Raw genomic sequence first — 22271 nt, 5'->3', positions numbered from 1 at the left:
ATCATGCTACCCAGGAGCCCTCCAATGGCCATTACGCCGCTTATGCCCGTCTATCCGCGCTCGCCGGTGCGACCGGTACGAGGCGAGGGGGCCTATCTGTGGGGCGAGGGCGGCGAGAAATATCTCGATTTCGCAAGCGGCATCGCGGTCAATCTGCTCGGTCACGGCCATCCGCATGTGACGAAGGCGGTGCAGGAGCAGGCGGCGACGCTGGTCCATGTGTCGAACCTTTACGGGTCGCCGCAAGGCGAGGCGTTCGCGCAGCGGCTGGTCGACCTGACCTTCGCCGACACGGTGTTCTTCACCAATTCGGGGGCCGAGGCGGTCGAATGCGCGATCAAGACCGCGCGCAAATATCATCATGCGCAGGGCAATCCGCACAAATATGAGCTGATCTGTTTTACCAATGCCTTCCATGGGCGGACGCTGGGGACGATTTCCGCGACCAACCAGGAGAAGATGCGCGATGGGTTCGAGCCGCTGCTGCCGGGCTTCAAGGTCGTCGAGTTCGACAATCTGGAAGCGGCGAAGGCGGCGATGGGGCCCAACACGGCGGGCTTTCTGGTCGAGCCGGTGCAGGGCGAAGGGGGCATTCGGCCGGCGTCGAAGGAATTCATGACCGGGCTTCGCTCGCTGTGCGACGAGCATGACCTGATGCTGGTGCTCGACGAGGTGCAGTGCGGGGTCGCCCGAACGGGGACGCTCTATGCGCATGAGCAATATGGCGTCACGCCCGACATCATGGCCTCGGCCAAGGGCATAGGCGGGGGGTTTCCCTTGGGGGCCTGTCTGGCAACCGAAAAGGCCGCGTCGGGCATGGTCGTGGGCACCCATGGGTCGACCTATGGTGGCAATCCGCTGGCGATGGCGGCAGGGCAGGCGGTGTTCGATGTCGTCGCCAATGACGAATTCCTGGCGCAGGTCCGCGCGACCGGCGAGCGGTTGCGGGCGGCGCTGGAGCAGATGATCCCCAATCATGACGCACTGTTCGAAGGCGTGCGCGGAATGGGGCTGATGCTGGGCCTCAAAATGAAGGTCGATAGTCGCGCGTTCGTGTTGTTCCTGCGCGAGCGAGGAATCTTGACCGTGGCTGCTGGGGACAATGTCGTCCGCGTTCTTCCGCCGCTCAACATCGAGGAAAGCCATATCCGCGAGTTCGTCGACGGGCTGTCGGCGGCGGCGGCGGATTACAAGGTGTCGCAGGCGGCGTGAGCGAGGGTTCGACGAGCGGGGGGCTTCGCCATTTCCTAAGCCTGACCGACGCGGGCGGGGACGCGATCGCCGCGATCCTCAACGATGCGCAGGACCGCAAAAAGGCGCGAGCAGGCTGGCCCAAGGGCAAGGTCGACGTCGACCGTCCGCTTGACGGCCATGTGCTGGCAATGATCTTCGAGAAGAACTCGACCCGGACCCGAGTGAGTTTCGATCTCGCCATGCGCCAACTGGGCGGAAGCGCGATCATCCTCGACAGCGGATCTAGCCAGATCGGGCGCGGCGAGAGCGTAGGTGATACGGCCCGCGTGCTGTCGCGCTTTGCCGACGCGATCATGATTCGAACGGACATCCATTCCAAGGCCGAGGAACTGGCGGCGGCGGCGAGCGTGCCGGTAATCAACGGGCTGACCGACCTGTCGCACCCGTGCCAGCTATTGGCCGACATGCTCACGCTGATCGAGCGCAAGGGCAAGCTTGCAGGGAGCAAGTGGGCGTGGTTCGGGGACGGCAACAATGTCTGCAATTCGCTGATCGAGGCGGCGTCGATCATGTATTTCGACGTGACGGTGGCGTGCCCCGAGGGGTTCGAGCCCGATATCGGGATACTGAAAGCGGCGGCGGCGCGGGGCAAGTCCGTGCCGATCGTTCGCGATGCAGCAGCAGCGGCAGCGGGAGCGGACGTGATCGTCACCGATACCTGGACGTCGATGGGCCATAGCGACAGCGACAATCGCGCAGCGGCGATGGCATCCTTTATGGTCGACGAAGCGCTGATGACCGGCGCAGGGGATCAGGCAGTGTTCATGCACTGTCTGCCCGCGCACCGCGGCGAGGAAGTGTCGGACGCTGTGATCGACGGGGCGCAATCGGCGGCGTGGGACGAGGCCGAGAACCGGCTTCACGCGCAAAAGTCGCTGATCCTGTGGTGCCTCGGCAAGTTGTGATATCCCTGCGGTATACCTATCTGACGCCGTAATGAGCCAGAATCTTTCTTCCGATGTCGCGCTGGGCGTGACGATACCCGAGCGCCACGCGCGGGGACGGACGGCGCGACTCGGGGCGGCGCTCGACGCGGTGCTCGCCAATCATGACTATCCGCCGGTGATCGAGCAATTGCTCGCCGAAGCGCTGACGCTGACTGCGTTGCTGGGGACATTGCTCAAGGATCCGGGGGGGCAGATGACCCTTCAGGCGCAGACCGAGGGTGGGATCGTCGACTTGCTGGTCTGTGATTTTTCGGGCGGGCAGCTGCGCGGATACGTCAAGCATGATTCCGAGCGGCTGGCCGAGGCGGGGCCGATGCCGTCGCTGTTCGGCCTGTTCGGCAAGGCTTATCTGGCGATCACGTTCGATCAGCCCGCGACCGACGAACGCTATCAGGGAATCGTGCCGCTCGACGGCGAGAGCCTGGCCGCAGCGGCGCAGAATTACTTCACCCAGTCCGAGCAGATTCCGTCGCTGGTACGGCTGGCCGCGCGACGCGACGAGGCTGGGCATTGGCACGCCGGAGGCCTCCTGTTTCAGCATTTGCCCGAGGGCGAGGAGGGGCGCGACCGGTTGCACACGCGGCTCGATCATCCCGACTGGCCGCACGTCGCGGTGTTGGCGGGGTCGGTCAAGGCCGACGAGCTGACCGATCCTGAGTTGCCGCTCGACGCGCTTGTGTGGCGATTGTTTCACGACGAACAGGAGATCCGGGTCCTCGAGCCGATTGCGTTGTTGAAGGGGTGTCGCTGCGATCCGGATTATGTGCGCTCGGTCATCGAGCGCTTCCCGGTCGAGGATCGGGCGCAGATGGTTGGCGACGACGGGTTGATTCGGGTCGATTGCGCCTTTTGCGCGACGAGCTTTCCGATCCATTTCGACGAAGCCGATGCCGCATAGCTGGCGCTGCGCCGGCATGGTATTGGATCCCATGAACGGGGGACTTCGCCGAGTCGATTTGACGATGCTCGCCGCATTGGGCGCGGTGGTGATGATCGGCGCGGTGGCCCCGGGTCTTTCACCCAGCAGTGCGCGCCCTGGCCTGTGGGACGTCAGCCATAGCGCAACCGGTACGGCCGCCGAGCGGGTGTGCCTGGCCGATCCGATGATCCTGACCCAGTGGGAGCATCGCGGCGGGGCCTGCACGCGGGTCGTGCTGAGCGAACATGAGGCCGAGGCGACGATTCATTATACCTGTGCCGGGCGCGGCTTTGGCCAGTCGACGATCACCCTGCTGACCCCGCGATCGCTGCGGGTCGATACACAGGGGATTTCGAACGGGCTGCCCTTTGCCTATTCGCTTCATGCGCGCCGAGCCGGAGATTGTCCGCGCCGTTAACCACCTGTTTACCATGGCGGCCCTAAGGACTGGTGGTGCCCATGGCACGCTTTCCTCCCAACGGGCCGTGGCCCGAGACTGGGGCCGCCTCGATTGGCGGCCCTATTTTTTTGGGCGCAGCGACGGTATTGGCGCGGCCATGTTCTATTTCTTCATCAAGGCGGCAATCTCCGGATTGATCGCGGCCGCCGTGTCCGAAATCGCGCGGCGCTTTCCGGGTTGGGGCGGGCTAGTCGCGTCGTTGCCGTTGACGTCGCTGATGGCGATGATCTGGCTGTGGCGGGACAGCGGCGACGTGGGCAAGGTAGCCAGCCTGTCGGCGGGGGCGATGTGGTTTATCCTGCCGTCGCTGCCCATGTTCCTGATCATTCCCTGGCTGATCCGGTCGGGCGTCGGCTTCTGGCTGGCGATGGGGGTTTCGGTGGCGATCACACTGGCGCTCTATGCAGGCTTCTTCTGGCTCGCCCCCAAGGTAGGGATCGCGCTGTGAAGCGGGCGGTCGTGCTGCTGTCGGGCGGGCTCGATTCGATGGTCTGTGCCGCCCTGGCGCGCGAGCAGGGGTTCGCGGTGCTGGCCCTGACGATCGACTATGGCCAGCGCCACCGGGTCGAAATCGATGCGGCGCGGGTGATCGCGGCCGAGATTGCCGAGCGGCATATTGTCCTGCCGATGGATTTAACCGGGTTCGGCGGGTCGGCGCTGACGGCGGATATCGATGTGCCCAAGACGGCCGACGGCGACGCGCTCGGACACGGTATCCCCGTCACCTATGTGCCTGCACGCAATACGGTTTTCCTGAGCCTGGCGCTGGCGTGGGGGGAAGCCGCCGGGGCGCGTGATCTGTTCATCGGGGTCAATGCCCTCGACTATTCCGGTTACCCCGACTGCCGGCCCGAATTTATCACGTCATTTCAGGCACTTGCCAACCAAGCGACCAAGGCGGGGGTCGAGGGAGATCCGTTCACCATCCATGCCCCGCTGCAATATCTGACCAAGGCCGACATTGCCCGCGAAGCGCAGCGTATGGGGCTCGATGCGGGGGTCAGCCACAGCTGCTATGACCCGGGCGCCGACGGCGGGGCGTGCGGAGCGTGCGATGCGTGCCGGCTTCGGGCCAAGGGGTTCGACGAGGCGGGGATCGCCGACCCGACCCGCTATGCCGCCGCCTGATGACCTATACGGTCAAGGAAGCCTTCCTGACGTTGCAGGGCGAGGGCATGCAGGCGGGCTCGCGAGCGGTGTTCCTGCGCTTCGCCGGGTGCAATCTGTGGTCGGGGCGCGAGAGCGATCGGCAGGCGGCGGTGTGCCGCTTTTGCGACACTGATTTCGTTGGAACCGACGGGACTGGCGGTGGCAAATTTGGCGCGGCCGGGGCGCTGGCCGATCATGTTGCGGCGCTGTGGGGCGCGGGCGAGGTCGAGCGGCTGGTGGTGGTGACCGGCGGCGAGCCGATGTTGCAGTATGATGCGCCTCTGTTGGGCGCGCTTAACGCGCGCGGATTCCGGGTGGCGATGGAGAGCAATGGTACGTTCGCTGCCGACCCGCGCCCTGACTGGCTGTGCATCAGCCCCAAGGCGGGGAGCGAGGTGGTCCAGCGATCGGGCGACGAGCTGAAGCTGGTGTGGCCGCAGGAGGGGATCGATCTGGATCAGCTGGAACGATGGGATTTTGCCAATTTCCTCATCCAGCCGATGGACGGACCCGATCGCGAAGCGGCGCTGCAGGCGTCGATTGCGCTGGTGATGGACCGCCCGAAATGGCGACTGACGCTCCAAGCGCACAAGATCATCGGCCTCGCCTAGTTTCGTTGCGGCTTCCACCTTAACGAAGGCATTTTTCCTTCACCGCGCCGCGCTTGTCGTAGCAGTTGTCGGGGTAGCGGATTTCGGGAAGGGGAATGTAGAGATACCGCTGGCCGTAGAGCGGGTCGCCGACGAAAATCAGGCTGTTGCGGAGCGAGCGCATATTGGTTTGGGCGAATGAGAGCAGCCCGCCGATCGGGACGAAGCGCGCTTCCTTGCCGACCTGCGCCGCCTGGTGGCAGAAACCGCGCTGGGCATAGAGCGTCGACCAGCCATTATAGCTGCGCGTGTCATATTGATTGAGGCCAGCCATGCCGGCGCGGGTGATTGTCACCTTGCTCCCCGATACCGCGCCGCCGTTGGTTCGCGCGAAATAGCCGGTGATGCTGGCGTAGGCGGCGGCCAGTTCGGCGCGGTGGTTGGCGAGCAGCATATTGTAATTGCCGGTGGTGTCGTAGAAGGCCGAATGCGAACATTGCAGCGCGGCGACGTTGAGCCCCGAGCGAAGCCCCCAGATGAGTGCGGCTGAATATTCCTGAGGCGTCGCGCCGGGCAGCGCCGAGCCAAGGCCAGGTTCGTTGCCAAGCACGGGCTCTCCGGCGAACACGGGGGGCACAGTATAGACCTGGCCGATGGCGGGGGCCGCGAGAGAGGCCAGCGCGGCGACGGCCAGCGCGACGGGTCGAAGATGGTGCATTGACGGATTCCTTGACTCGGCCGTTCGCGCGGGGGGCGGCCTTGATGGCGTGAATCCTAGGCGATCTGGCGCGCGTGGCAAGGTGGCCACTGCGCAAAAAAGGGGCCGCCGGTGTTGCCGGCAGCCCCTTTTCGAAACCACGATCGGCGCCGAAGCACCGACCAAGACATTACATCTTGTTGGTGGTCGTGTTGGTCGTGGTGGTCGAGTTCATTGTGGCCATGTTGCCACCCATGTTCGACGAGTTCATCGCCATGTTGGCGTCAGCAGCCATGTTACCGCCCATGTTCGACGAGGCATCAACCGCGGTCGTGTCATTGGTGGTGACATTCTCGGTGGTCATGTTCGTGTCGACGTTCATGGTGTTGTTCGCGGCTTCCTTGCTGCTGCAAGCCGAAACCGCCAGGGCCGCACCGGCGACCAGGATAAGAGCACGCATTCAGAAACTCCCTTGATTGTAAGATCTGGAACGAGGGTGCCCCGCTTTCCCAAATCCCGCCCGGTGTAGTCGAAAAAGGCGCTTCGCCTCAAGTGACTTTGATGCTTCTGCTCAAATTGGCCAGAAAAATGGGAAATTCTGCCTCAAGCGAGGCGTCGAGATCGGCCATGCTGGCCTTATTTCCGAGCTTTTCGAGGCTGGTGACTCCAAAATCACTAATTCCGCACGGGATGATCCCGCCGAAATGATCGAGGTCAGGCGCAACGTTAACCGAGAAGCCGTGAAGCGTGACCCAGCGTTTCACGCGCACCCCGATCGCCGCGATCTTGGCCTCGTCGGTGCCTTGCCCGACCCACAGCCCGATGCGTCCCGGTTCGCGTCGGGCGGCAACCCCGAGTCTAGCAAGCGCGGCGATCAGCCAGGCTTCGAGGCTATGGACGAAATGGCGGATGTCGCGCCCGCGCGCATCAAGGTCGAGCATCAGATAACCGACCCGCTGGCCCGGCCCATGATAGGTGAAGCGCCCGCCGCGCCCGGCGTGGTGGACGGGAAAGCCGGCGGGGTTGGTCAGTTCAGCCGGGTCGGCACTGGTGCCCGAAGTGAACAAGGGCGGATGTTCGACCAGCCACGCGAGCTCGCCAGCTGTGCCGGCGCGAATGGCGGCGGCGCGGGCATCCATCGTGGTTAGGGCGCGGGCATAATCGGTCAGGCCGGGCTCGATGCGCCATTCGGGGGAGGCGAGCACGGTCATGATTGCCACCGCATGGGGCGCCCCGCATAGAGGCGTGACAAGCGAGCAAAGGGGCGACACGTGCGACTATCGATTTCCAGGGCGTGGGACGACACCAGCGGGTTCATCGTCCGCGAGACCAAGCTGATCGTGCCGATCGCGCTGGCGCTGCTGTTCCTTCCCGGGGTGATCGCCGCGCTGGCCGCGCCGGTGAAGCGCGGTGAGCAGCCGGGCGGGACCTTCCTGTTGCTGCTGATGGTCCAGATATTGATCGCGCTGGTCGGCCAGATCGCCATCGCCCGGCTGGCGCTGGGCGAGCGCGAACCCGTCGGGGCGGCGATTCGCCATGCCGCAATGCGGGTACCGGCGCTGTTGGGGTCGGTGTTGATCCCGATGATGCCGATCGTGATCGTGGCGACGTTGCTGGGCGGGGCGGCGACAGTGGTGGCCAAGCCGGGGGCGGGGATCAGTCCGATTGTCGGGCTGCTGGTGCTGCTGGCACTGGTCGTGACGATGGTCGCGACGATCATTGTTGGCGTTCGCTGCCTGCTCAACACTGCGATTGCCGCCGCCGAACCGGGCGGCCCAGTGCTGATCCTGAAGCGCGCGTTCGCGATCACGCGAGGGCATGTGCTCAGGTTGCTGGGCGCGGCCTTGCTGCTGGGGGTTGGCGGACTGGTGGTGATCGTGGCGCTGGACAGTGTCGTCGGGCTGGTCGTCAAGCTGGCGTTCGACAAGCCCACGCCGTGGAGCCTCGGCGCGCTGCTGATCGCGCTGGTCGGGGCGGCGGCGCAGGCGGCGTTCTCGGTGGTGTTCACGGTGTTCTTCGCCCGCGCCTATTCGCAGCTTGCCGCAGGCGAACCGGGGGTGCCGAGCAGCGCGATCTGAGGCGCGGCGTCGGGGGCAAGCGCACCAATGACGCGGGGGTCGGCGAACCGCTCGATCGCGCGCTTGTAGGGGGTGAAGCCGGCGCGGATGTAGGTTGCCAGCGCGGCGGGATGATCGAGCGTGCAGGTGTGGACATGGACCCGGGTGATGCCGGGATGGGCCCAGGCGCGGGTGACGGCTTCGGCTAGGAGCCAATGGCCGTGGCCTTGCCCGGCATAAGCAGGGATCAGGCCGACGAAGGAGAGTTCGCATTGTGACGGGGTGCGGAAGTCGAGTTCGAGCATTCCGACTTCGGTGTCGTGGTCGTCGAGGATTGCGAACAGGGCAATCGCGGGATCGTGGAGCAGCGCGCCAAGGGTGGCATCGCTGTCGATCAGGCGCGAGAACCATAGCCATGGGGCACCGACGGCGCGGAACAGGGTGCGGTAGGCGGCGGGGGTGATCGCGGGGCGAGGGTCGAGGCGGAGCGGGCTGGGCGGGACGGTGACGTCCGGGCGAACGCGCATCTCGAGATAGGTGACGACGGCGGCGAGCTCCGTGGGGGCGAGGAATTCGAGGCTCACGACCCCACCTTCAAGCCCAGCGCGCCAGGGGGGGCAAGCTCATCAGGATGGCGTCGATATTGCCTCCCGTCTTGAGCCCGAACAGCGTGCCGCGGTCGAACAGCAGGTTGAACTCCACATAGCGGCCGCGATATTCGAGCAAGGTCTCGCGGTCGGCGTCGGTGAAAGGGGTGTTCATCCGGCGGCGGACGATCGCGGGGAAAATGTCGAGGAAGGCCTCGCCGACGTCGCGGGTAAAGGCGAAGTGGGCATCGAAATGATCCTCCAGCCGGTCGAAGAATATTCCGCCGACGCCGCGCGCGACCTGGCGGTGAGGCAGCCAGAAATACTCCTCGGCCCATTTTGAAAAGCGCGGATAGAAGGTCGGATCATGCGCGGCGCAGGCGGCGCGTAGGCGGGCGTGGAAGGCGTCGGTGTCCTCGGCGTTGGGGATGGCAGGGTTGAGGTCGGCGCCGCCGCCGAACCAGCGGCGAGTGGTCGACAGCATGCGGCAGTTCATGTGGACCGCGGGGACATGGGGGTTGGCCATGTGCGCGACCAAGCTGATGCCGGTGGCGAAGAAGCTCTTGTCATCGTCGGTGCCGGGGATGGAGGCGGCGAATTCGGGGCTAAGCTGGCCGCCGACGGTCGAGACGTTGACCCCGACTTTTTCAAATATCTTGCCGGTCATCTGCCCGCGCACCCCGCCGCCGCCGGGCGTGACATTGCCATCGGCGTCCGACTCAGTGCGGTCCCAAGGGGTGTATGTGAAGGCCGCGTCGGAGCCGGCCTCGCGCTCGATTGCCTCGAACTCGGCGGTGATGCGGTCACGCAAACCCTCGAACCAGGCCTTGGCGGCGGATTGCTGATCGTCGAGCGGGGTCATGGCAATTGTCCGGTCTGGCGCAGCGCTTCGCCCAGGGCAAGCGCGGCGGCGGTGGCGAGGTTGAGCGAGCGGACCTCGCGGCGGATGGGAATGCGCAGGGCGAGGGCGCACTGGTCGGCGACCGACTGGGGCACCCCGGCGCTTTCCTTGCCGATCAGCAAGATGTCGTCGGGGGCAAAGGCGGCGTCATAGAGCGAGGCATTGCCCTTGGTCGTGAGCAGGACGAGACGGCCGGGGCAACCGGCGCGGAAAGCGTCCCAGCCGGAGTGGCGCGTAATCTCGACCGCGTCGATATAATCCATCGCGGTGCGGCGGACGCGGGCGTCGTCCCACGCAAAACCCATCGGCTCGATCAGGTCGACGGCGACACCAAGGCAGGCGCCGAGGCGAAGGACGGCGCCGACATTGCCGGCAATTTCGGGTTCGAACAGGGCAATCCGCATGATGCACGCGCTAGGCCATGGACATGTTCGGCGGCAAGCATCGGTTTGCGGGCTTTTTGGCGTTTGCAACATGGGCATGAAACGCTATCAGCGCGCCAACCCGCCACGGCCTCGTGTCGTCGCGGAGCCGTATCTGCAGTTTCTACCAACGTCCGCACTTCTCGCGGCCGGGCCGATCAATAGGGTGAGCATGGCAACGCTGGACAATCCTTCGCACGACGCGCCGCTGGCAGGCGAGGCTGGCCCCGTCGATGCCCCGATCGATGATGGCGTTCGCCGCCGCGACGTGATCAACATTGCCGCGCTGAGCTTTGCGGGGATCGGCGGCGTCGCCGCGATTGCGCCGATGGTCTATCAGATGGCGCCGTCGGCCGACGTGCTGGCGCTGGCATCGGTCGAGGTCGATATCTCCAAGATTTTGCCGGGCCAGGCGATCAAGACCAGCTGGCGCAAGCAGCCGGTGTTTGTCCGCAATCTGACGCCAAAGGAAATCGCCGAGGCCAATGCGGTCGACGTGTCGAGCCTGCGCGATCCGCAGACGCTGGCCGAGCGGACCAAGCCGGGTCACGCCAACTGGCTGATCACGCTGGGCGTGTGCACTCACCTGGGCTGCATCCCGCTGGGCACCGGCGAAGGCGAGAACAAGGGGCCGTTCGGCGGATATTTCTGCCCGTGCCACGGATCGGCCTACGACACCGCCGCGCGGATCCGCAAAGGTCCGGCGCCGAAGAATCTGTTGGTCCCGGACTATTCGTTCAGTTCGCCGACCGTCGTCAAAATCGGTTAAGGGAAGACATTCGTCATGAGCTTTGGCTGGGCCCGCGAATATGAACCCAAGACGGAAATCGGCCGCTGGTTCGACCAGCGGCTGCCGTTTCCGCGGCTGGTCTATGGCTCGCTTGGCGGCGGCTACCCGGTCCCGCGCAACCTCAATTATTTCTGGAACTTCGGAGTCCTGTCGGGGCTGATGCTGACAGTCCAGATCATCACCGGCATCGTGCTGGCGATGCATTATTTCGCGAGTGCCGACGGAGCGTTCAACAGCGTCGAAGCGATCATGCGCGACGTCAACGCCGGGTGGATGCTGCGTTATGCCCACGCCAATGGCGCGAGCTTCTTCTTCGTCGCGGTCTACATTCACATTTTTCGCGGCCTGTATTTCGGCAGCTACAAGGCGCCGCGCGAGCTGGTGTGGATGCTTGGTCTGGTGATCTACCTGCTGATGATGGCGACCGCGTTCATGGGCTATGTGCTGCCGTGGGGCCAGATGTCCTATTGGGGAGCGCAGGTCATCACTGGCTTCTTCTCGGCCTTCCCGATCGTCGGCGAGCCGCTGCGGGTGTTCCTGCTGGGCGGGTTCGCGCCCGACCAGTCAGCGCTCAACCGCTTCTTCTCGCTGCATTATTTGCTGCCTTTCGTGATCATGGGGGTCGTCATCCTGCACATCTGGTCGCTGCACATTCCGGGATCGGGCAATCCGACCGGGGTCGATGTGAAGACCGAGAAGGACACGCTGCCGTTCCACCCCTTCTATACGGCGAAGGACGGCTTCGGGGTCGGGGTGTTCCTGATCCTTTATTGCTTCTTCATCTTCTTCGCGCCGGACTATCTGGGCCATGCCGACAATTATATCCCGGCGAACCCGCTCTCGACCCCGGCGCACATCGTTCCCGAATGGTATTTCTGGCCATTTTACGCGATCCTGCGTGCGTTCACGAGCGACCTCAGCATCCCGTTCACGGGGATCGTGATCATGCCCGCCAAGCTGCTTGGAGTGTTGGCGATGTTCGCATCGATCCTGCTGCTGTTCTTCCTGCCGTGGCTCGACAAGTCGCCGGTCCGGTCGGGCAATTACCGCCCGCTGTTCAAGCGCTTCTTCTGGCTACTGGTCGCCGACGTGGTGATCCTGGGCTATTGCGGAGGCGCGCCGGCATCGCCCTTCTTCGTGATGCTCAGCCAGATTTGCGCGGCCTATTATTTCCTCCACTTCCTGGTGATCCTGCCGATCGTTGCCAAGGTCGAGCGTCCCTTGCCGCTGCCCTCGTCGATCTCGGCGTCGGTGCTTCATGGCGAGGCCCAGGAAAGTGCGCCCTACGGACTGGCGACGACTGCGTCGCCTGCCCTCGCGGCCGCCGAATAAGGACCGACCATGATCCGCTTGCTCGCCTTTCTCGTCGGTATTTTCTTCGCCGGCCTGTTGCTGCTCTCGTTCTTCGTCAACCTGACGGGGTTCATCACCGATCCGCCGGCGCCGACCGCCGAAACTGCGGGCTTCCACAAGGAGCCCAAGGAGCTTCAGCTGGCCAGCAATGGCCCGCTGGGCAAGTATGACCGCCAGCAGCTCCAGCGCGGCTTCCAGGTTTACAAGGAAGTCTGCTCGGCGTGTCACTCGCTGAAACTGGTGGCATTCCGCGACCTTCGCCAGCTTGGCTATACCGACGCCGAAGTGAAGGCGATCGCCAACCAGTGGGCGACCGAAGTTCCCTCGATCAACCCGGAAACTGGTGAGCCGGCGAGCCGCAAGGCGCTTCCGGCCGATCATTTCCCGTCACCTTATCCCAACGAGACTGCGGCGCGGGCCGGCAACAACAATGCGCTTCCGCCCGATCTTTCGCTGATGACCAAGGCGCGCGAAGGCGGGGCGCCTTACGTCTATTCGCTGCTGACCGGCTATGCGAAGCAGGAAGGGTACAGGAACGAAGAGGGCAAGGAATTGCTCAAGGAATTCCCGGACGCGACGACGCCGAAGGGACTTCACTTCAATCCTTATTTCGCGAACCTCAACATCGCGATGCCGCCGCCGCTCGTTGCGGACGGGCAGGTCAGCTATGCTGACGGGACCAAGTCGACGGTCGACCAGAATGCCAAGGACGTCGCCGCGTTCCTGACGTGGACCGCCGAGCCCAAGCTCGAGACTCGCCACGCGGTCGGGGTGACGGTGCTGATCTTCCTGCTGATCGCGACCGTGCTGGCTTACATGAGCTACACCGCGATCTGGGCCGACGCGAAGCGCCAGGTGGCGCCGGTGGGGCCGCTCGATCCCGATAATATGGAGAAGCGGGCCGAAGCGCGGGTTGAAGCCGGGATCGCCGGCGGGCCAGAGCCTGGGGCCGGGCACTAAAGGCAAAGAGGGCGGTCGTCATCTCGGGCTTGACCCGGGACCCGCCTGCTTCCTGCGCTTAAGATAAAAAGGCTGGCCCCGGATCAAGTCCGGGGTGACGACTAGGGCGAAGGGCGGCGCTTGATCAGGACGATCGAGGTGAACCGCATCACCTCGACGCCGTCCTGGTTGGTGACAATGGCTTCGGCGCGGAAGCTGCCGAGATCGGGCTTGGAGCGCGATGGGGTCTTGTCGAGGATAGTCGTGCGCGCGGTCAGGCGATCGCCGGGGTAGACCGGCTTTAGCCAACGCAATTGATCGAGCCCAGGGGAGCCGAGCGTCGCGCGGGGTTGTGCCACGCCCTGTGCCACGGTCAGCGCCATGACCATCGACGCGGTGTGCCAGCCGCTCGCCGCAATCTTCCCGAAATGGGTCTTGGCGGCTTCCTCGTCGGACAGATGGAACGGTTGCGGGTCATAGCGGCGCGCAAACTCCAGCACTTCCTCGCGCGTGACGTCGACATGGCCAAGTTGCGTCGTCTGGCCGGGCTCAAGGTCTTCGAAATAGATCATGTCGTCGTGATGCCGTCCGCCGTTGGTCGAAGCAAGGCTTGTCAGACGCGAAGCCCCCTGCTCGATTGCGCGGCGAGACAGACGGGGGAGTATTTCATGCGTGGATGGATGTTGGCCGGGGTCGCGGCGATGATGGCGAGTGGCGCGATGGCCGAGCCGCCCGAGACCGCCCGGATCATCGACGAGGGTCTCAACCGCAGCCAGCTGATGACCAACGCTTCGCAATTGATGGACGGGATCGGCGGGCGGCTGACCAATTCGCCGAGCCTGCGCCGCGCCGAGACATGGGCGATGGGCAAGTTCAGCGGCTATGGGCTGGCCAACGTCCACAAGGAGGCGTTCGACTTTGGCCGCGGGTGGGAATTGATCAGCCGGTCGGGCCGACTGGTCGAGCCGAGATCGCGCCCGCTGATGCTGATCCCGGTGGCGTGGACCGCGCCGACCAATGGCGTGATCAGCGCCCCGATCGTGGTCGCGCCGATGTCGAAGCCGGAAAATTTCGAGGCGTGGAAAGGGAAGCTGGCCGGCAAGATTGTGCTCATCAGCCTGCCGGGGACGACCGATGAGGCCAAGGAAGGCGCGTTCAAGCGCTATTCCGATGGCGATATTCACGACCTCGACAAATATGACCTGCCCAGTTTCGACCCCGACCGGGCGGCCTTGCGCGCCAAGCGTCGCGGGTTCAGCCTGAAGCTCGATGCCTTCCTCAAGGCCGAGGGCGCGGTGGCGTGGATCAAGCGGGGTTATCGCGACAATGGCCTGGTGAGCGGCGAAGGCTATGATTATGCGGTCGGTACGTCGCCGAGCCTGCCCGGGTTCGACATGGCCGGGGAGGATTACCGGCTGCTCGCCCGGCTGGCAGTGACGGGGGCCAACCCGGTAGTCGAACTGTCGAGCAATGTCCGCTTCGACGACAGCGACCGCAACGCGCACAACATCATCGCCGAGATACCGGGGCGCGACGCCAAGGCTGGCTATGTCATGGCCGGGGGCCATTTCGACAGCTGGATCGCGGGCGACGGGGCGAGCGACAATGGCGCGGGCAGCGTGGTAGTGATCGAGGCGGCGCGGATCCTGCGCTCGCTCGGCGTGGCGCCGAAGCGAACGATCCGCTTTGCCTTGTGGGAAGGCGAGGAGCAGGGATTGCTCGGCAGCCGAGCCTATATCGAGCAGCATCTGGCAGCGCGCCCGCTGCCGCCCGGGCTGACCGGAATCGAGGCCTATTCGGCGTGGAGCAATGCTTACCCGATCACCAAGAAGCCCGGCTATGACGCGCTCAAGGCCTATTTCAACATGGACAATGGTTCGGGCAAGCTGCGCGGGCTTTATGCCGAGCAGAATGGTGCCGCTGCGCCATTGTTGAAAGAATGGCTGTCACCGTTCGCGTCGATGGGGGCGGGCAGCGTGGTGACGAGCAAGACCGGGGGCACCGACCATGTGTTTCTCCAGGCAATCGGCATCCAGGGCTATCAGTTCATCCAGGACCCGCTCGATTACGAAAGCCGGGTTCACCATTCCAACCTCGACACGCTCGACCATATGCGGCCCGACGACCTGCGCCAGGCGGCGGTGGTGCTGGCGGGGGTGTTGTGGGCGGCGGCCAACAGCGACAAGGAATTGCCGCGTCCGCCGTTGCCGAGCCGCCCGGTGGTAACCGACCCGTTCAGGGTGGCGGATCCGAACGAGTGAGGTGATCTTCACGGCGAGGGACGACGCGGAGTAAATCCGCGCCGCATTTTGTCTGTGACGCTACGCTGGTTCGGAACCGGCCCACTCCCCCACCCGACCTCCCAAACAGTTTACGCTGTGGGAGGTCGGCCATTTCCCAGAGTGTCCCCCGGACACTCTGTTTCATAGCGGGGAGCGGGCCGGTGCCGTTTTTCGCAAACAAAAACTGTGCTTCAGACGTTAAACTTGAAGTGGAGGACGTCGCCGTCCTTGACGACATACTCCTTGCCTTCCTGACGCAGCTTGCCGGCGTCGCGGGCGCCCGCCTCGCCGTTCAGCGCGACATAGTCGTCATAGGCGATGGTTTCAGCGCGGATGAAGCCGCGTTCGAAGTCGGAGTGGATTTCGCCTGCGGCCTGAGGGGCCTTGCGGCCTTTTTCGAGGGTCCAGGCGTGGGCTTCCTTGGGGCCGACAGTGAAGAAGGTCAGCAGGTGGAGCAGGTCATAGCCGGAGCGGATGACGCGGGCGAGCCCGGTCTCGTGAAGCCCCATCTCCTCAAGGAAGACCAGCCGTTCATCCATTTCCATGGTGACAAGGTCGGCCTCGATCGCCGCCGAGACGACGACAGCGTTGGCACCCTCGGCCTTGGCCTTGGCGAAGACAGCTTCGGACAGGGCATTGCCCGCGGCGGCCTCGTCCTCGTTGACGTTGCAGACATAAAGCACCGGTTTCGCTGTGATCAGCTGGGCCTGGGCGAAAGCGCGTTCTTCCTCTTCGTCCTTTGGGACGGTCAGGCGAGCGGGCTTGCCCTCGCGCAACAGTTCGAGCGCCTGGCCAAGGACCGAGGCGGCAATCTTTGAGTCCTTGTCGCCCTGCTGGCCCTTCTTGATCAGGTTGGGGACTCGTTTTTCGAGGCTTTCCAGGTCGGACAGCAATAATTCGGTCTCGACGATTTCAGCGTCGGCGATCGGATCGACCTTGTTGGCGACGTGCTGAATGTCGTCATTTTCGAAGCAGCGCAGGACGTGGACGATGGCGTCGACTTCGCGGATGTTGCCGAGGAACTGGTTGCCGAGGCCCTCGCCCTGTGACGCGCCCTTCACCAGCCCGGCGATGTCGACAAAGCCGAGCTGGGTGGGGATGATCTTGGCCGAGCCGGCAATCTTGGCCAACCTATCGAGCCGCGCGTCGGGGACCGATACCTGGCCGACGTTGGGCTCGATCGTGCAGAACGGATAATTCGCCGCCTGCGCTGCCTGCGTTTCGGTCAGCGCGTTGAAGAGGGTCGATTTGCCGACGTTGGGCAGGCCGACGATGCCGCATTTGAAACCCATGAAATCCGTCCGTGATGATGGTTGGCGTCTCCCTAGGGGTGGGCGGGCGGGAAGGCCAGTGCAGCAGCGGTTGCCGTTCAATCGCCACCACAACGGACAAAGTGGCAAGACTCCGGCAAAGCCGTGCGCCGTACGCCCCGGGCATGAACTTTGTTCACCGCCTTCGCCCGGTCGCACCGATCGGCATCGCCTACTTCCTTGCGGCGGTCGTGAGCCTGTTTCTGGCCAAGCTCAACAATGGCGTACCGTTCCTGTGGCTTCCCGCATCGATCATGTTCGCGTGCCTGCGGGTCCGCGCTCGGGGTGACTGGGCCCCGACCGTCGTTGTCTGCGCCATCGCCCTGTTCATGGTCAGCGGCTTGCTTGAAGGCCGCTGGCTGATGGCCGGACCAATGACCGCGTTTAACATGACGGAAGGGTTGGCCGGTGCGTGGTTCCTGACTCGTGCGCGGGCATTCCACAATCCTCTGGGCTCGGTCGGGTGGATGCTCGAATTCGTCATCCCAATCGGCCTGATCGCACCCGGTGTGGTTAGCGGTCTGGCGTGGGTGACATGCTATGCATTCGGCATCGATGGGTCGCAAATCGCGCTCCAGCTATTTTGCGGTCACGCGATCGGCAATTTGATGTTTACGCCGCTGACCCGGTTAGTGGCGCGGGATGGTTTTGCCTCGATCCGCGAGGAGCTTCTCCAGCATGGTCTAAGCGAGCTTGTTGGGCTGGTCGCGGCGGTTGCCGTCGTGACAATTGTTGTCTTTTGCCAAAGCGCCACCCCACTGCTGTTCCTGCCGTTCGTACCGATGATCCTGCTGGCCTTTCGCCTTGGATTTCCGGGAAGCGTGATCGGCCTGATGATCATCGCTGCCATCGCCGGCGCATTCACCGTTCACGGCTATGGCCCGGTCAACCTGATGAACGTCGACACCGACCTGCAGATTCATTTTCTGCAATTCTACCTCGTCGCTATCGTCCTGACGGTACTTCCGGTTGCCGCCGATTTGAAGAACCGCACCGACCTCTTGCGGACGCTGCAGCTCAGTGAGCAACGCTATCGCCTGGTGGCAGAATATTCGGACGACATACTGATGCATCTCGAGCTTGATGGCCGGATTCGGTATGTCTCCCCGTCGATCAGCCGAATTACCGGTTTCGAAGCGGCGGACCTGAATGGATCCGTTGCCCGCAACCTTGTTGTACCCGAAGCTCTGGGCGTCGTTCGGCAAGGGCATCTGGCGACGCTTGCCGCCCGCGGCAAGACGCATAGTTACGAATATCTGGCCAAGACCACGACCGGAAAACAGCTATGGCTCGAAACGCGGGGGCGGGCGCTGATCGACGAGAACGGGGTGATCGAGAGCACGCTGTGCATCATTCGCGATGTCACGGCGCGCAAGGAGGCCGAGCGCGAGTTGAGCGATGCCGCGCTGACCGATCCGCTGACCGGGTTGCCCAACCGCAGGTCGTTCGAAGGCGAGGTGAAGAGGCGGGCGGCCGAGGCGGTATCGGGCGAGAGCGATTGCGTCGCGATGTTCGACATTGACCGGTTCAAGCTCGTCAATGATCGTTTCGGTCATGATGCGGGGGACGCGGTGCTCCAGACCTTTGCGCGGGTTCTGCGCAACGTCATTCGCCAAGATGACATCATTGCCAGGCTTGGTGGCGAGGAATTTGCCGTGCTGTTCCCGTGCACCGAAGTGCCTCAGGCGCTGCTGGTGTGCGAGCGACTGCGCGAGGAGATGGGGCAGACGCTGACCGAAGTCGGCAGCCAAATTATCGGAGTCACGGTCAGCGGCGGGGTGTCGATGCTTGGCCCGCGCGGGCTGGAGCATGCGTTGAAGCAGGCCGATCGGGCGCTCTATACGGCCAAGCGCGGGGGACGTGACCAGATGGCGCTGGCGGCGTGACTTGTTGCGAAGAACTGTAGTGCACGCTCACTCGCCAATTACGCGAAGTTGAAACTGACGCTCAGCCGTTCGGCCTTGGCGGTGCCAGGGAGGACTTCGTGGCGCACATAGCTTTCCCACAGCAGCAGCTGGCCGGGGCGCGGGGCAACGGTGACGAACGGGCGCATTTCCTCGGGCGCGTCGGCGCGGCGGGTGGGGGCGGCCATCATCAGGGGGAGGCGCGGATCCTCGAACCGGATCGCGCCGGCACCGGGCGGAACTTCGACGTAGAAAGTGCCCGAAAGGATCGAATGGGGGTGGATGTGGGCGCTGTGGTGGCCGGCGCTTTTCAGGAAATTGACCCACAGGCTGTCGAGCCTTGGCTTGCGCGGCAGGTCGAACGCGAGCGCGTCGGCGAAATGCGCGGCGTGTTTGAGAATGATGCGCGCGAAGTCGGCGAAAACCGGGTCGCGGCGGGGCAGGTCATTGAGCGAGGCGTAGCTGGTATAGCCCTTGTAGCCATGTGTCCGACTCCAGCGGCGCCCGGCCTCGTCGTCGCCTGCGAGCGTGCGGATCGAGTGGGCGAGTTCGGCGAGCAGCGCCGCATCGGCGAGATCGGCTTCGTAGAGCGGGGTGGCGAAGAGCTGGCGGATGGTCATGGACCCGCCGACGCATAGGCGAGCGGTAGCAGTGCGCCTAGCCATCCCGGGCGGCAACTAAAGCCGAACCCATAGTTCGATGTCGTTGGCGACGGCGGCGCGACGATAGTGGACCATTGCGCGCCGAATTCCGGCATCTGTGATGAGCCAGCGGTAATTTGCCTGCTCGACCAGGATGAGGTCGGGCCGTTCGCGCGCAACGTCGGTGCAGAAGGTTGCAAGGTCGGCGGCATACCAGCGGCCAAGGTCGGTCCCGGCCGGGGGTGTAACCCCGCCGCTCCGAGAACGCGCGCCTGCCGCCGCCGTCAATGCAGCATAGGTGCCGACCCAGCGCCCCTCGACGAGCCGCGTTGCGGGGTGGCCGGTGGCGAGCCCGGTGCCAAGCGTGATGATCGACGGGTGCGGCGGGGCAACCTGTTCGATCGCGTCCACCAGGCCCGGGGGTGGGCGAAGGGCGGCGAACTGAACGAACAGCGACGCGGTCATGAACAAGGTCGCCGCAGCAAGGAGGGGGCGGAACGACGGGCGCGACGAGGGCTCGCCGAACAGGATGATGACCGCCACTAGCGCCAGCGCGATTCCGGGCAGGGCATGATTGAAATAGCCCTTGCCCTGGATCAGGCCGGCCACCACGAACCCGGCCGAGCCGCACAGCAGGGTGACGCTGAGCGTCGGCCATGCGCGGGGGGCGAGCGCGCGGGCGACAATTGCGAGCGACAGGGGCGAGAGCAGCATCGCGCTCTGCAGCAGCCGGAGCGGGGTTTCACGCATCGGCAGGTAGAGCTGGCCAAGCATCGGCACGAGCGCAAGATAGGCGTCGGCAAATTTCAACACGGCCAGCGCGTAGAAGGTTACGAGCGCGAAAGCGGTGATTGCGGGTGTCAGGAGGCCGGACAGGGAGCGACTGCGCCACGCTGCCCAGCCTGCCGCAGGGAGGATTACGAGGGCGAAATGTGGCTTGATGATAATCACCATCGCCGCCGCTGCGCCGACGAGGAGGGCTTGCCCCAGCCCGAGCCGACGCCGGTCTGCAACAAGCGAGAGGGCGGTCAAGGCGGGAAGTGCGAAGAGCAGCGCGAAATGCTCTCGCTGGGCGAACAGGCCCGCAGGGAAAACCATGGTCACGAATGCCAGCACGGCGATCAGGGGACGTGGTGCCGGGGGGCGGGACAGGCCACTCGCGAGGCGGGCGGTGCCCCACGTCGAGGCGGTTGCCAGTAACAGCGTGACGATCACCACGACCGCCTCGACCTTCACCGCCAGCATATGCGCCAGCCATACCATCGGCAGATAGAGCCATACCGAGGCCGGCGGGTTTACTTCGATGATGTCGATGTACAGCCGCTTGCCGGCCAATACCTGTTCGCTCGCGGTCAGTAGCCATGAGACGTCGCAATCGAGCGGGATGACCAATGACTGGAGTAACGCCGCCACCACCAGTGCAGTGACGATCACCCCCGTTTGACGGGTGGCCCGGGCCTTGCTTTTAAGCGTATCGGCAAGCGGGAACGGGGCGACTGGCGACAGCATCGGCCCGGTCTAGGTGGGCGAGCCTAAAAAGCTGTTAACCATCGCGTCACTGGTGGAGCCGCAGCGCAACGTCGTTCATGAAGCGGACGTCGTCGCGGTCGGCGAGCCATTCGGCTTCGGCGGCGACGGCGCCGAGCAGGTCGGACAAGGGCTCCATTTCGCTTTTCGCGTAATTGCCAAGCACATAGCCGGTGACGCGATCCTTGTTTCCCGGATGACCGATTCCAATCCGCAAGCGGCGAAAGTCGGGGCCCATCGCGGCGTCGATCGAGCGCAGGCCGTTGTGCCCGGCAAGCCCGCCGCCGGTGCGGACCTTGACCTTCATCGGGGCGAGATCGAGCTCGTCATGGATGGCGGTCAGCGCGTCGATCGGCAACTTGAAGAAGTGCAGCGCGGCCTGAACGCTGTCGCCGCTGTCATTCATGTAGGTTTGTGGTTTCAGCAGCATCACGCGGTTGCGTCCGATGCGGCCTTCGCTGACCAGCGCGCGGAATTTCTTGGTCCACGGGCTGAAATCATAGGTCGCGGCGATAGTGTCGGCGACCATGAAGCCGACGTTGTGGCGGTGGAGCGCATATTGCGTTCCCGGATTGCCGAGGCCGGCCCAGATTTGCATGCCATGGTCCTATAACAAAACCGCCCGCCCTGACATGCAGGACGGGCGGGCTTGATCGATCACGAAGTCGAAGGAGAGGTTCAGGCGTCCTCGCCGCCTTCAGCTTCTTCGCCGACGACGGGCACTTCGCTCGCCGACGGGGCTTCATCGCTGTCGCCTTCCTCGGACTTGAGCGCAGACGGAGCAACAATCGTGGCGATGGTGAAATCGCGGTCGTCGATCGCCGACTTGGCGCCCTTGGGCAAGGTCACGTTGGAGATGTGAATCGAATCGCCGACATCGAGGCCCTTGAGGCTGATGTCGATCTGCTCGGGGATTTCGGCCGCGTCGCAGACGAGTTCGAGATCGTGGCGGACCAGGTTGAGCACGCCGCCACGCTTGATGCCCGGCGAAAGCTCTTCGTCGATGAAGTGGACCGGCACGTTGACGTGCACCTGGCTATGTTCGCCGATGCGCAGGAAATCGACGTGGATCGGACGGCTCGACACGGGGTGGAACTGCACGTCTTTGGGGAGCGTGCGGTGCGGCGTGCCGCCGGCGTCGATCATGATGACCGAGTTCATGAAGTGGCCCGTCGAGAGCATCCGTGCGAGCAATTTTTCCTCGACGTGGATGGACACGGCTTCCTTCTTGTCGCCATAAATTACGGCGGGGACCCGACCGGCGCGGCGAAGTTCACGGGAGGCTCCCTTGCCAGCCCGGTCGCGCGATTCGGCGGGCAGCGTCAGCTGTTCGCTCATTGGATATTCCTTACAGTCATGTTGTCGCCCGCCCCGACGCCTCCAGGGATGGTGTTCGGTGGGCAGGCGGGCCTGTAGCGAAGGGGCGCCGCGAAGGCAAGGCGGAGCCAGGCAAGACGAGGGGGCTGCTTGGCAGGGCCGGGGGTTTCGTGCCACGGCTTTCCGAGGGGGTCCGTACCGGGGCCGATGATTACAGGGACTGCC

Annotated in this window: 25 protein-coding genes; 13 read left to right on the top strand and 12 right to left on the bottom strand. The window is 64.4% G+C overall.

Annotated features, from left to right (window positions below; genetic code table 11):
- Window positions 1-24: 24 nt before the first annotated feature.
- From U1700_RS09860 to queE, 7 genes are read left to right on the top strand one after another with little or no spacing between them, the layout of a single operon-like run.
- Window positions 25-1212, top strand: coding sequence for an aspartate aminotransferase family protein (locus U1700_RS09860; protein WP_332752429.1), 1188 nt, complete (start codon window positions 25-27; stop codon window positions 1210-1212).
- Entirely contained in the window at window positions 1209-2159 is a 951-nt protein-coding gene (gene argF / locus U1700_RS09855) for an ornithine carbamoyltransferase (RefSeq protein ID WP_332752427.1), read from the top strand. Before U1700_RS09860 ends, argF begins: the two co-directional genes overlap by 4 nt.
- A 31-nt stretch (window positions 2160-2190) precedes the next feature.
- Window positions 2191-3099, top strand: a complete 909-nt coding sequence (gene hslO / locus U1700_RS09850; RefSeq protein WP_332752425.1) for an Hsp33 family molecular chaperone HslO — start codon at window positions 2191-2193, stop codon at window positions 3097-3099.
- Between the two features lie 31 nt (window positions 3100-3130).
- A complete protein-coding gene (locus U1700_RS09845; RefSeq protein ID WP_332752423.1) occupies window positions 3131-3538 on the top strand; it encodes a hypothetical protein in 408 nt (135 codons plus the stop codon).
- Window positions 3504-4028, top strand: a complete 525-nt coding sequence (locus U1700_RS09840) for a DUF3147 family protein (RefSeq protein WP_332752421.1) — start codon at window positions 3504-3506, stop codon at window positions 4026-4028. Before U1700_RS09845 ends, U1700_RS09840 begins: the two co-directional genes overlap by 35 nt.
- A complete protein-coding gene (gene queC / locus U1700_RS09835; protein WP_332752987.1) occupies window positions 3995-4708 on the top strand; it encodes a 7-cyano-7-deazaguanine synthase QueC in 714 nt (237 codons plus the stop codon). Before U1700_RS09840 ends, queC begins: the two co-directional genes overlap by 34 nt.
- Entirely contained in the window at window positions 4708-5340 is a 633-nt protein-coding gene (queE, locus tag U1700_RS09830; RefSeq protein ID WP_332752419.1) for a 7-carboxy-7-deazaguanine synthase, read from the top strand. Before queC ends, queE begins: the two co-directional genes overlap by 1 nt.
- 19 nt (window positions 5341-5359) lie before the next feature.
- Here queE and U1700_RS09825 read toward each other — a convergent pair whose 3' ends face one another.
- From U1700_RS09825 to lipB, 3 genes are all read right to left on the bottom strand, one after another.
- Window positions 5360-6037, bottom strand: coding sequence for a hypothetical protein (locus U1700_RS09825; RefSeq protein WP_332752415.1), 678 nt, complete (start codon window positions 6035-6037; stop codon window positions 5360-5362).
- 169 nt (window positions 6038-6206) lie between these two features.
- Window positions 6207-6476 (bottom strand): hypothetical protein, encoded by a 270-nt coding sequence (locus U1700_RS09820; RefSeq protein ID WP_332752413.1) that lies wholly within the window; start codon window positions 6474-6476, stop codon window positions 6207-6209.
- An 88-nt stretch (window positions 6477-6564) separates the two neighbouring features.
- The gene (gene lipB / locus U1700_RS09815) at window positions 6565-7227 is read right to left on the bottom strand and encodes a lipoyl(octanoyl) transferase LipB (RefSeq protein ID WP_332752986.1); all 663 of its coding nucleotides are present in this window, start codon (window positions 7225-7227) and stop codon (window positions 6565-6567) included.
- Window positions 7228-7287: 60 nt separating this feature from the next.
- Here lipB and U1700_RS09810 point away from each other — a divergent pair, with 60 nt between their 5' ends.
- A complete protein-coding gene (locus tag U1700_RS09810) occupies window positions 7288-8094 on the top strand; it encodes a hypothetical protein (protein ID WP_332752411.1) in 807 nt (268 codons plus the stop codon).
- On the opposite strand, the gene U1700_RS09805 is transcribed toward U1700_RS09810, so the two are convergent.
- Genes U1700_RS09805 through U1700_RS09795 form a run of 3 tightly spaced genes read right to left on the bottom strand, consistent with a single transcriptional unit; the run spans window position 8043 to window position 9965 of the window.
- Complete coding sequence (locus tag U1700_RS09805; protein ID WP_332752409.1) at window positions 8043-8657, bottom strand: GNAT family N-acetyltransferase; 615 nt, start codon at window positions 8655-8657, stop codon at window positions 8043-8045. The genes U1700_RS09810 and U1700_RS09805 overlap by 52 nt on opposite strands.
- Window positions 8658-8667: 10 nt before the next feature.
- Complete coding sequence (gene hemF / locus U1700_RS09800; RefSeq protein WP_332752407.1) at window positions 8668-9522, bottom strand: oxygen-dependent coproporphyrinogen oxidase; 855 nt, start codon at window positions 9520-9522, stop codon at window positions 8668-8670.
- Entirely contained in the window at window positions 9519-9965 is a 447-nt protein-coding gene (locus U1700_RS09795) for a tRNA (cytidine(34)-2'-O)-methyltransferase (protein ID WP_332752405.1), read from the bottom strand. The genes hemF and U1700_RS09795 overlap by 4 nt, the downstream gene beginning before the upstream one ends.
- A gap of 190 nt (window positions 9966-10155) precedes the next feature.
- Between U1700_RS09795 and petA the strand changes: the two genes are divergently transcribed.
- From petA to U1700_RS09780, 3 genes are read left to right on the top strand one after another with little or no spacing between them, the layout of a single operon-like run.
- Window positions 10156-10752, top strand: coding sequence for a ubiquinol-cytochrome c reductase iron-sulfur subunit (gene petA, locus U1700_RS09790; RefSeq protein WP_332752403.1), 597 nt, complete (start codon window positions 10156-10158; stop codon window positions 10750-10752).
- Window positions 10753-10767: 15 nt separating this feature from the next.
- On the top strand, window positions 10768-12105 hold the full coding sequence (locus U1700_RS09785) for a cytochrome b (RefSeq protein ID WP_332752401.1): 1338 nt from the start codon (window positions 10768-10770) through the stop codon (window positions 12103-12105).
- A 9-nt stretch (window positions 12106-12114) separates the two neighbouring features.
- Window positions 12115-13086 carry a cytochrome c1 gene (locus U1700_RS09780; protein ID WP_332752399.1) on the top strand — a complete coding sequence of 324 codons (972 nt, stop codon included), beginning with the start codon at window positions 12115-12117 and terminating at the stop codon, window positions 13084-13086.
- A 101-nt stretch (window positions 13087-13187) separates the two neighbouring features.
- Here U1700_RS09780 and U1700_RS09775 read toward each other — a convergent pair whose 3' ends face one another.
- The gene (locus U1700_RS09775; RefSeq protein WP_332752397.1) at window positions 13188-13637 is read right to left on the bottom strand and encodes a MaoC family dehydratase; all 450 of its coding nucleotides are present in this window, start codon (window positions 13635-13637) and stop codon (window positions 13188-13190) included.
- Window positions 13638-13733: 96 nt separating this feature from the next.
- Here U1700_RS09775 and U1700_RS09770 point away from each other — a divergent pair, with 96 nt between their 5' ends.
- The gene (locus U1700_RS09770; RefSeq protein ID WP_332752395.1) at window positions 13734-15326 is read left to right on the top strand and encodes a M20/M25/M40 family metallo-hydrolase; all 1593 of its coding nucleotides are present in this window, start codon (window positions 13734-13736) and stop codon (window positions 15324-15326) included.
- 212 nt (window positions 15327-15538) lie between these two features.
- On the opposite strand, the gene ychF is transcribed toward U1700_RS09770, so the two are convergent.
- Window positions 15539-16639: a redox-regulated ATPase YchF gene (ychF, locus tag U1700_RS09765; protein ID WP_332752393.1), complete on the bottom strand. Its 1101-nt coding sequence runs from the start codon at window positions 16637-16639 to the stop codon at window positions 15539-15541.
- Between the two features lie 143 nt (window positions 16640-16782).
- Between ychF and U1700_RS09760 the strand changes: the two genes are divergently transcribed.
- Window positions 16783-18543 carry a sensor domain-containing diguanylate cyclase gene (locus U1700_RS09760; RefSeq protein ID WP_332752391.1) on the top strand — a complete coding sequence of 587 codons (1761 nt, stop codon included), beginning with the start codon at window positions 16783-16785 and terminating at the stop codon, window positions 18541-18543.
- Between the two features lie 38 nt (window positions 18544-18581).
- Here U1700_RS09760 and U1700_RS09755 read toward each other — a convergent pair whose 3' ends face one another.
- The 4 genes from U1700_RS09755 to U1700_RS09740 all read right to left on the bottom strand — a co-directional run bounded on the left by U1700_RS09755 (window position 18582) and on the right by U1700_RS09740 (window position 22067).
- Window positions 18582-19181 carry a TIGR02466 family protein gene (locus U1700_RS09755; protein WP_332752389.1) on the bottom strand — a complete coding sequence of 200 codons (600 nt, stop codon included), beginning with the start codon at window positions 19179-19181 and terminating at the stop codon, window positions 18582-18584.
- Between the two features lie 57 nt (window positions 19182-19238).
- On the bottom strand, window positions 19239-20711 hold the full coding sequence (locus U1700_RS09750; protein WP_332752387.1) for a hypothetical protein: 1473 nt from the start codon (window positions 20709-20711) through the stop codon (window positions 19239-19241).
- A gap of 46 nt (window positions 20712-20757) precedes the next feature.
- Window positions 20758-21327: an aminoacyl-tRNA hydrolase gene (pth, locus tag U1700_RS09745; RefSeq protein ID WP_332752385.1), complete on the bottom strand. Its 570-nt coding sequence runs from the start codon at window positions 21325-21327 to the stop codon at window positions 20758-20760.
- Between the two features lie 80 nt (window positions 21328-21407).
- A complete protein-coding gene (locus U1700_RS09740; RefSeq protein WP_332752383.1) occupies window positions 21408-22067 on the bottom strand; it encodes a 50S ribosomal protein L25/general stress protein Ctc in 660 nt (219 codons plus the stop codon).
- Window positions 22068-22271: the final 204 nt, after the last annotated feature.

Source organism: Sphingomonas sp. RB1R13 (assembly GCF_036663775.1).
Taxonomy (GTDB): domain Bacteria; phylum Pseudomonadota; class Alphaproteobacteria; order Sphingomonadales; family Sphingomonadaceae; genus Sphingomicrobium.
This window is presented reverse-complemented; position numbering and strand designations above follow the sequence as displayed.

Coding starts and splice junctions, on each gene's coding strand:
- U1700_RS09860 (WP_332752429.1), top strand. CDS start 25: ATGGCCATTACGCCGCTTATGCCCGTCTATCCGCGCTCGCCGGTGCGA.
- hslO (WP_332752425.1), top strand. CDS start 2,191: ATGAGCCAGAATCTTTCTTCCGATGTCGCGCTGGGCGTGACGATACCC.
- U1700_RS09845 (WP_332752423.1), top strand. CDS start 3,131: ATGAACGGGGGACTTCGCCGAGTCGATTTGACGATGCTCGCCGCATTG.
- U1700_RS09840 (WP_332752421.1), top strand. CDS start 3,504: ATGCGCGCCGAGCCGGAGATTGTCCGCGCCGTTAACCACCTGTTTACC.
- queE (WP_332752419.1), top strand. CDS start 4,708: ATGACCTATACGGTCAAGGAAGCCTTCCTGACGTTGCAGGGCGAGGGC.
- U1700_RS09825 (WP_332752415.1), bottom strand. CDS start 6,037: ATGCACCATCTTCGACCCGTCGCGCTGGCCGTCGCCGCGCTGGCCTCT.
- U1700_RS09820 (WP_332752413.1), bottom strand. CDS start 6,476: ATGCGTGCTCTTATCCTGGTCGCCGGTGCGGCCCTGGCGGTTTCGGCT.
- lipB (WP_332752986.1), bottom strand. CDS start 7,227: ATGACCGTGCTCGCCTCCCCCGAATGGCGCATCGAGCCCGGCCTGACC.
- hemF (WP_332752407.1), bottom strand. CDS start 9,522: ATGACCCCGCTCGACGATCAGCAATCCGCCGCCAAGGCCTGGTTCGAG.
- U1700_RS09795 (WP_332752405.1), bottom strand. CDS start 9,965: ATGCGGATTGCCCTGTTCGAACCCGAAATTGCCGGCAATGTCGGCGCC.
- petA (WP_332752403.1), top strand. CDS start 10,156: ATGGCAACGCTGGACAATCCTTCGCACGACGCGCCGCTGGCAGGCGAG.
- U1700_RS09785 (WP_332752401.1), top strand. CDS start 10,768: ATGAGCTTTGGCTGGGCCCGCGAATATGAACCCAAGACGGAAATCGGC.
- U1700_RS09780 (WP_332752399.1), top strand. CDS start 12,115: ATGATCCGCTTGCTCGCCTTTCTCGTCGGTATTTTCTTCGCCGGCCTG.
- U1700_RS09775 (WP_332752397.1), bottom strand. CDS start 13,637: ATGATCTATTTCGAAGACCTTGAGCCCGGCCAGACGACGCAACTTGGC.
- U1700_RS09770 (WP_332752395.1), top strand. CDS start 13,734: ATGCGTGGATGGATGTTGGCCGGGGTCGCGGCGATGATGGCGAGTGGC.
- ychF (WP_332752393.1), bottom strand. CDS start 16,639: ATGGGTTTCAAATGCGGCATCGTCGGCCTGCCCAACGTCGGCAAATCG.
- U1700_RS09760 (WP_332752391.1), top strand. CDS start 16,783: ATGAACTTTGTTCACCGCCTTCGCCCGGTCGCACCGATCGGCATCGCC.
- U1700_RS09755 (WP_332752389.1), bottom strand. CDS start 19,181: ATGACCATCCGCCAGCTCTTCGCCACCCCGCTCTACGAAGCCGATCTC.
- U1700_RS09750 (WP_332752387.1), bottom strand. CDS start 20,711: ATGCTGTCGCCAGTCGCCCCGTTCCCGCTTGCCGATACGCTTAAAAGC.
- pth (WP_332752385.1), bottom strand. CDS start 21,327: ATGCAAATCTGGGCCGGCCTCGGCAATCCGGGAACGCAATATGCGCTC.
- U1700_RS09740 (WP_332752383.1), bottom strand. CDS start 22,067: ATGAGCGAACAGCTGACGCTGCCCGCCGAATCGCGCGACCGGGCTGGC.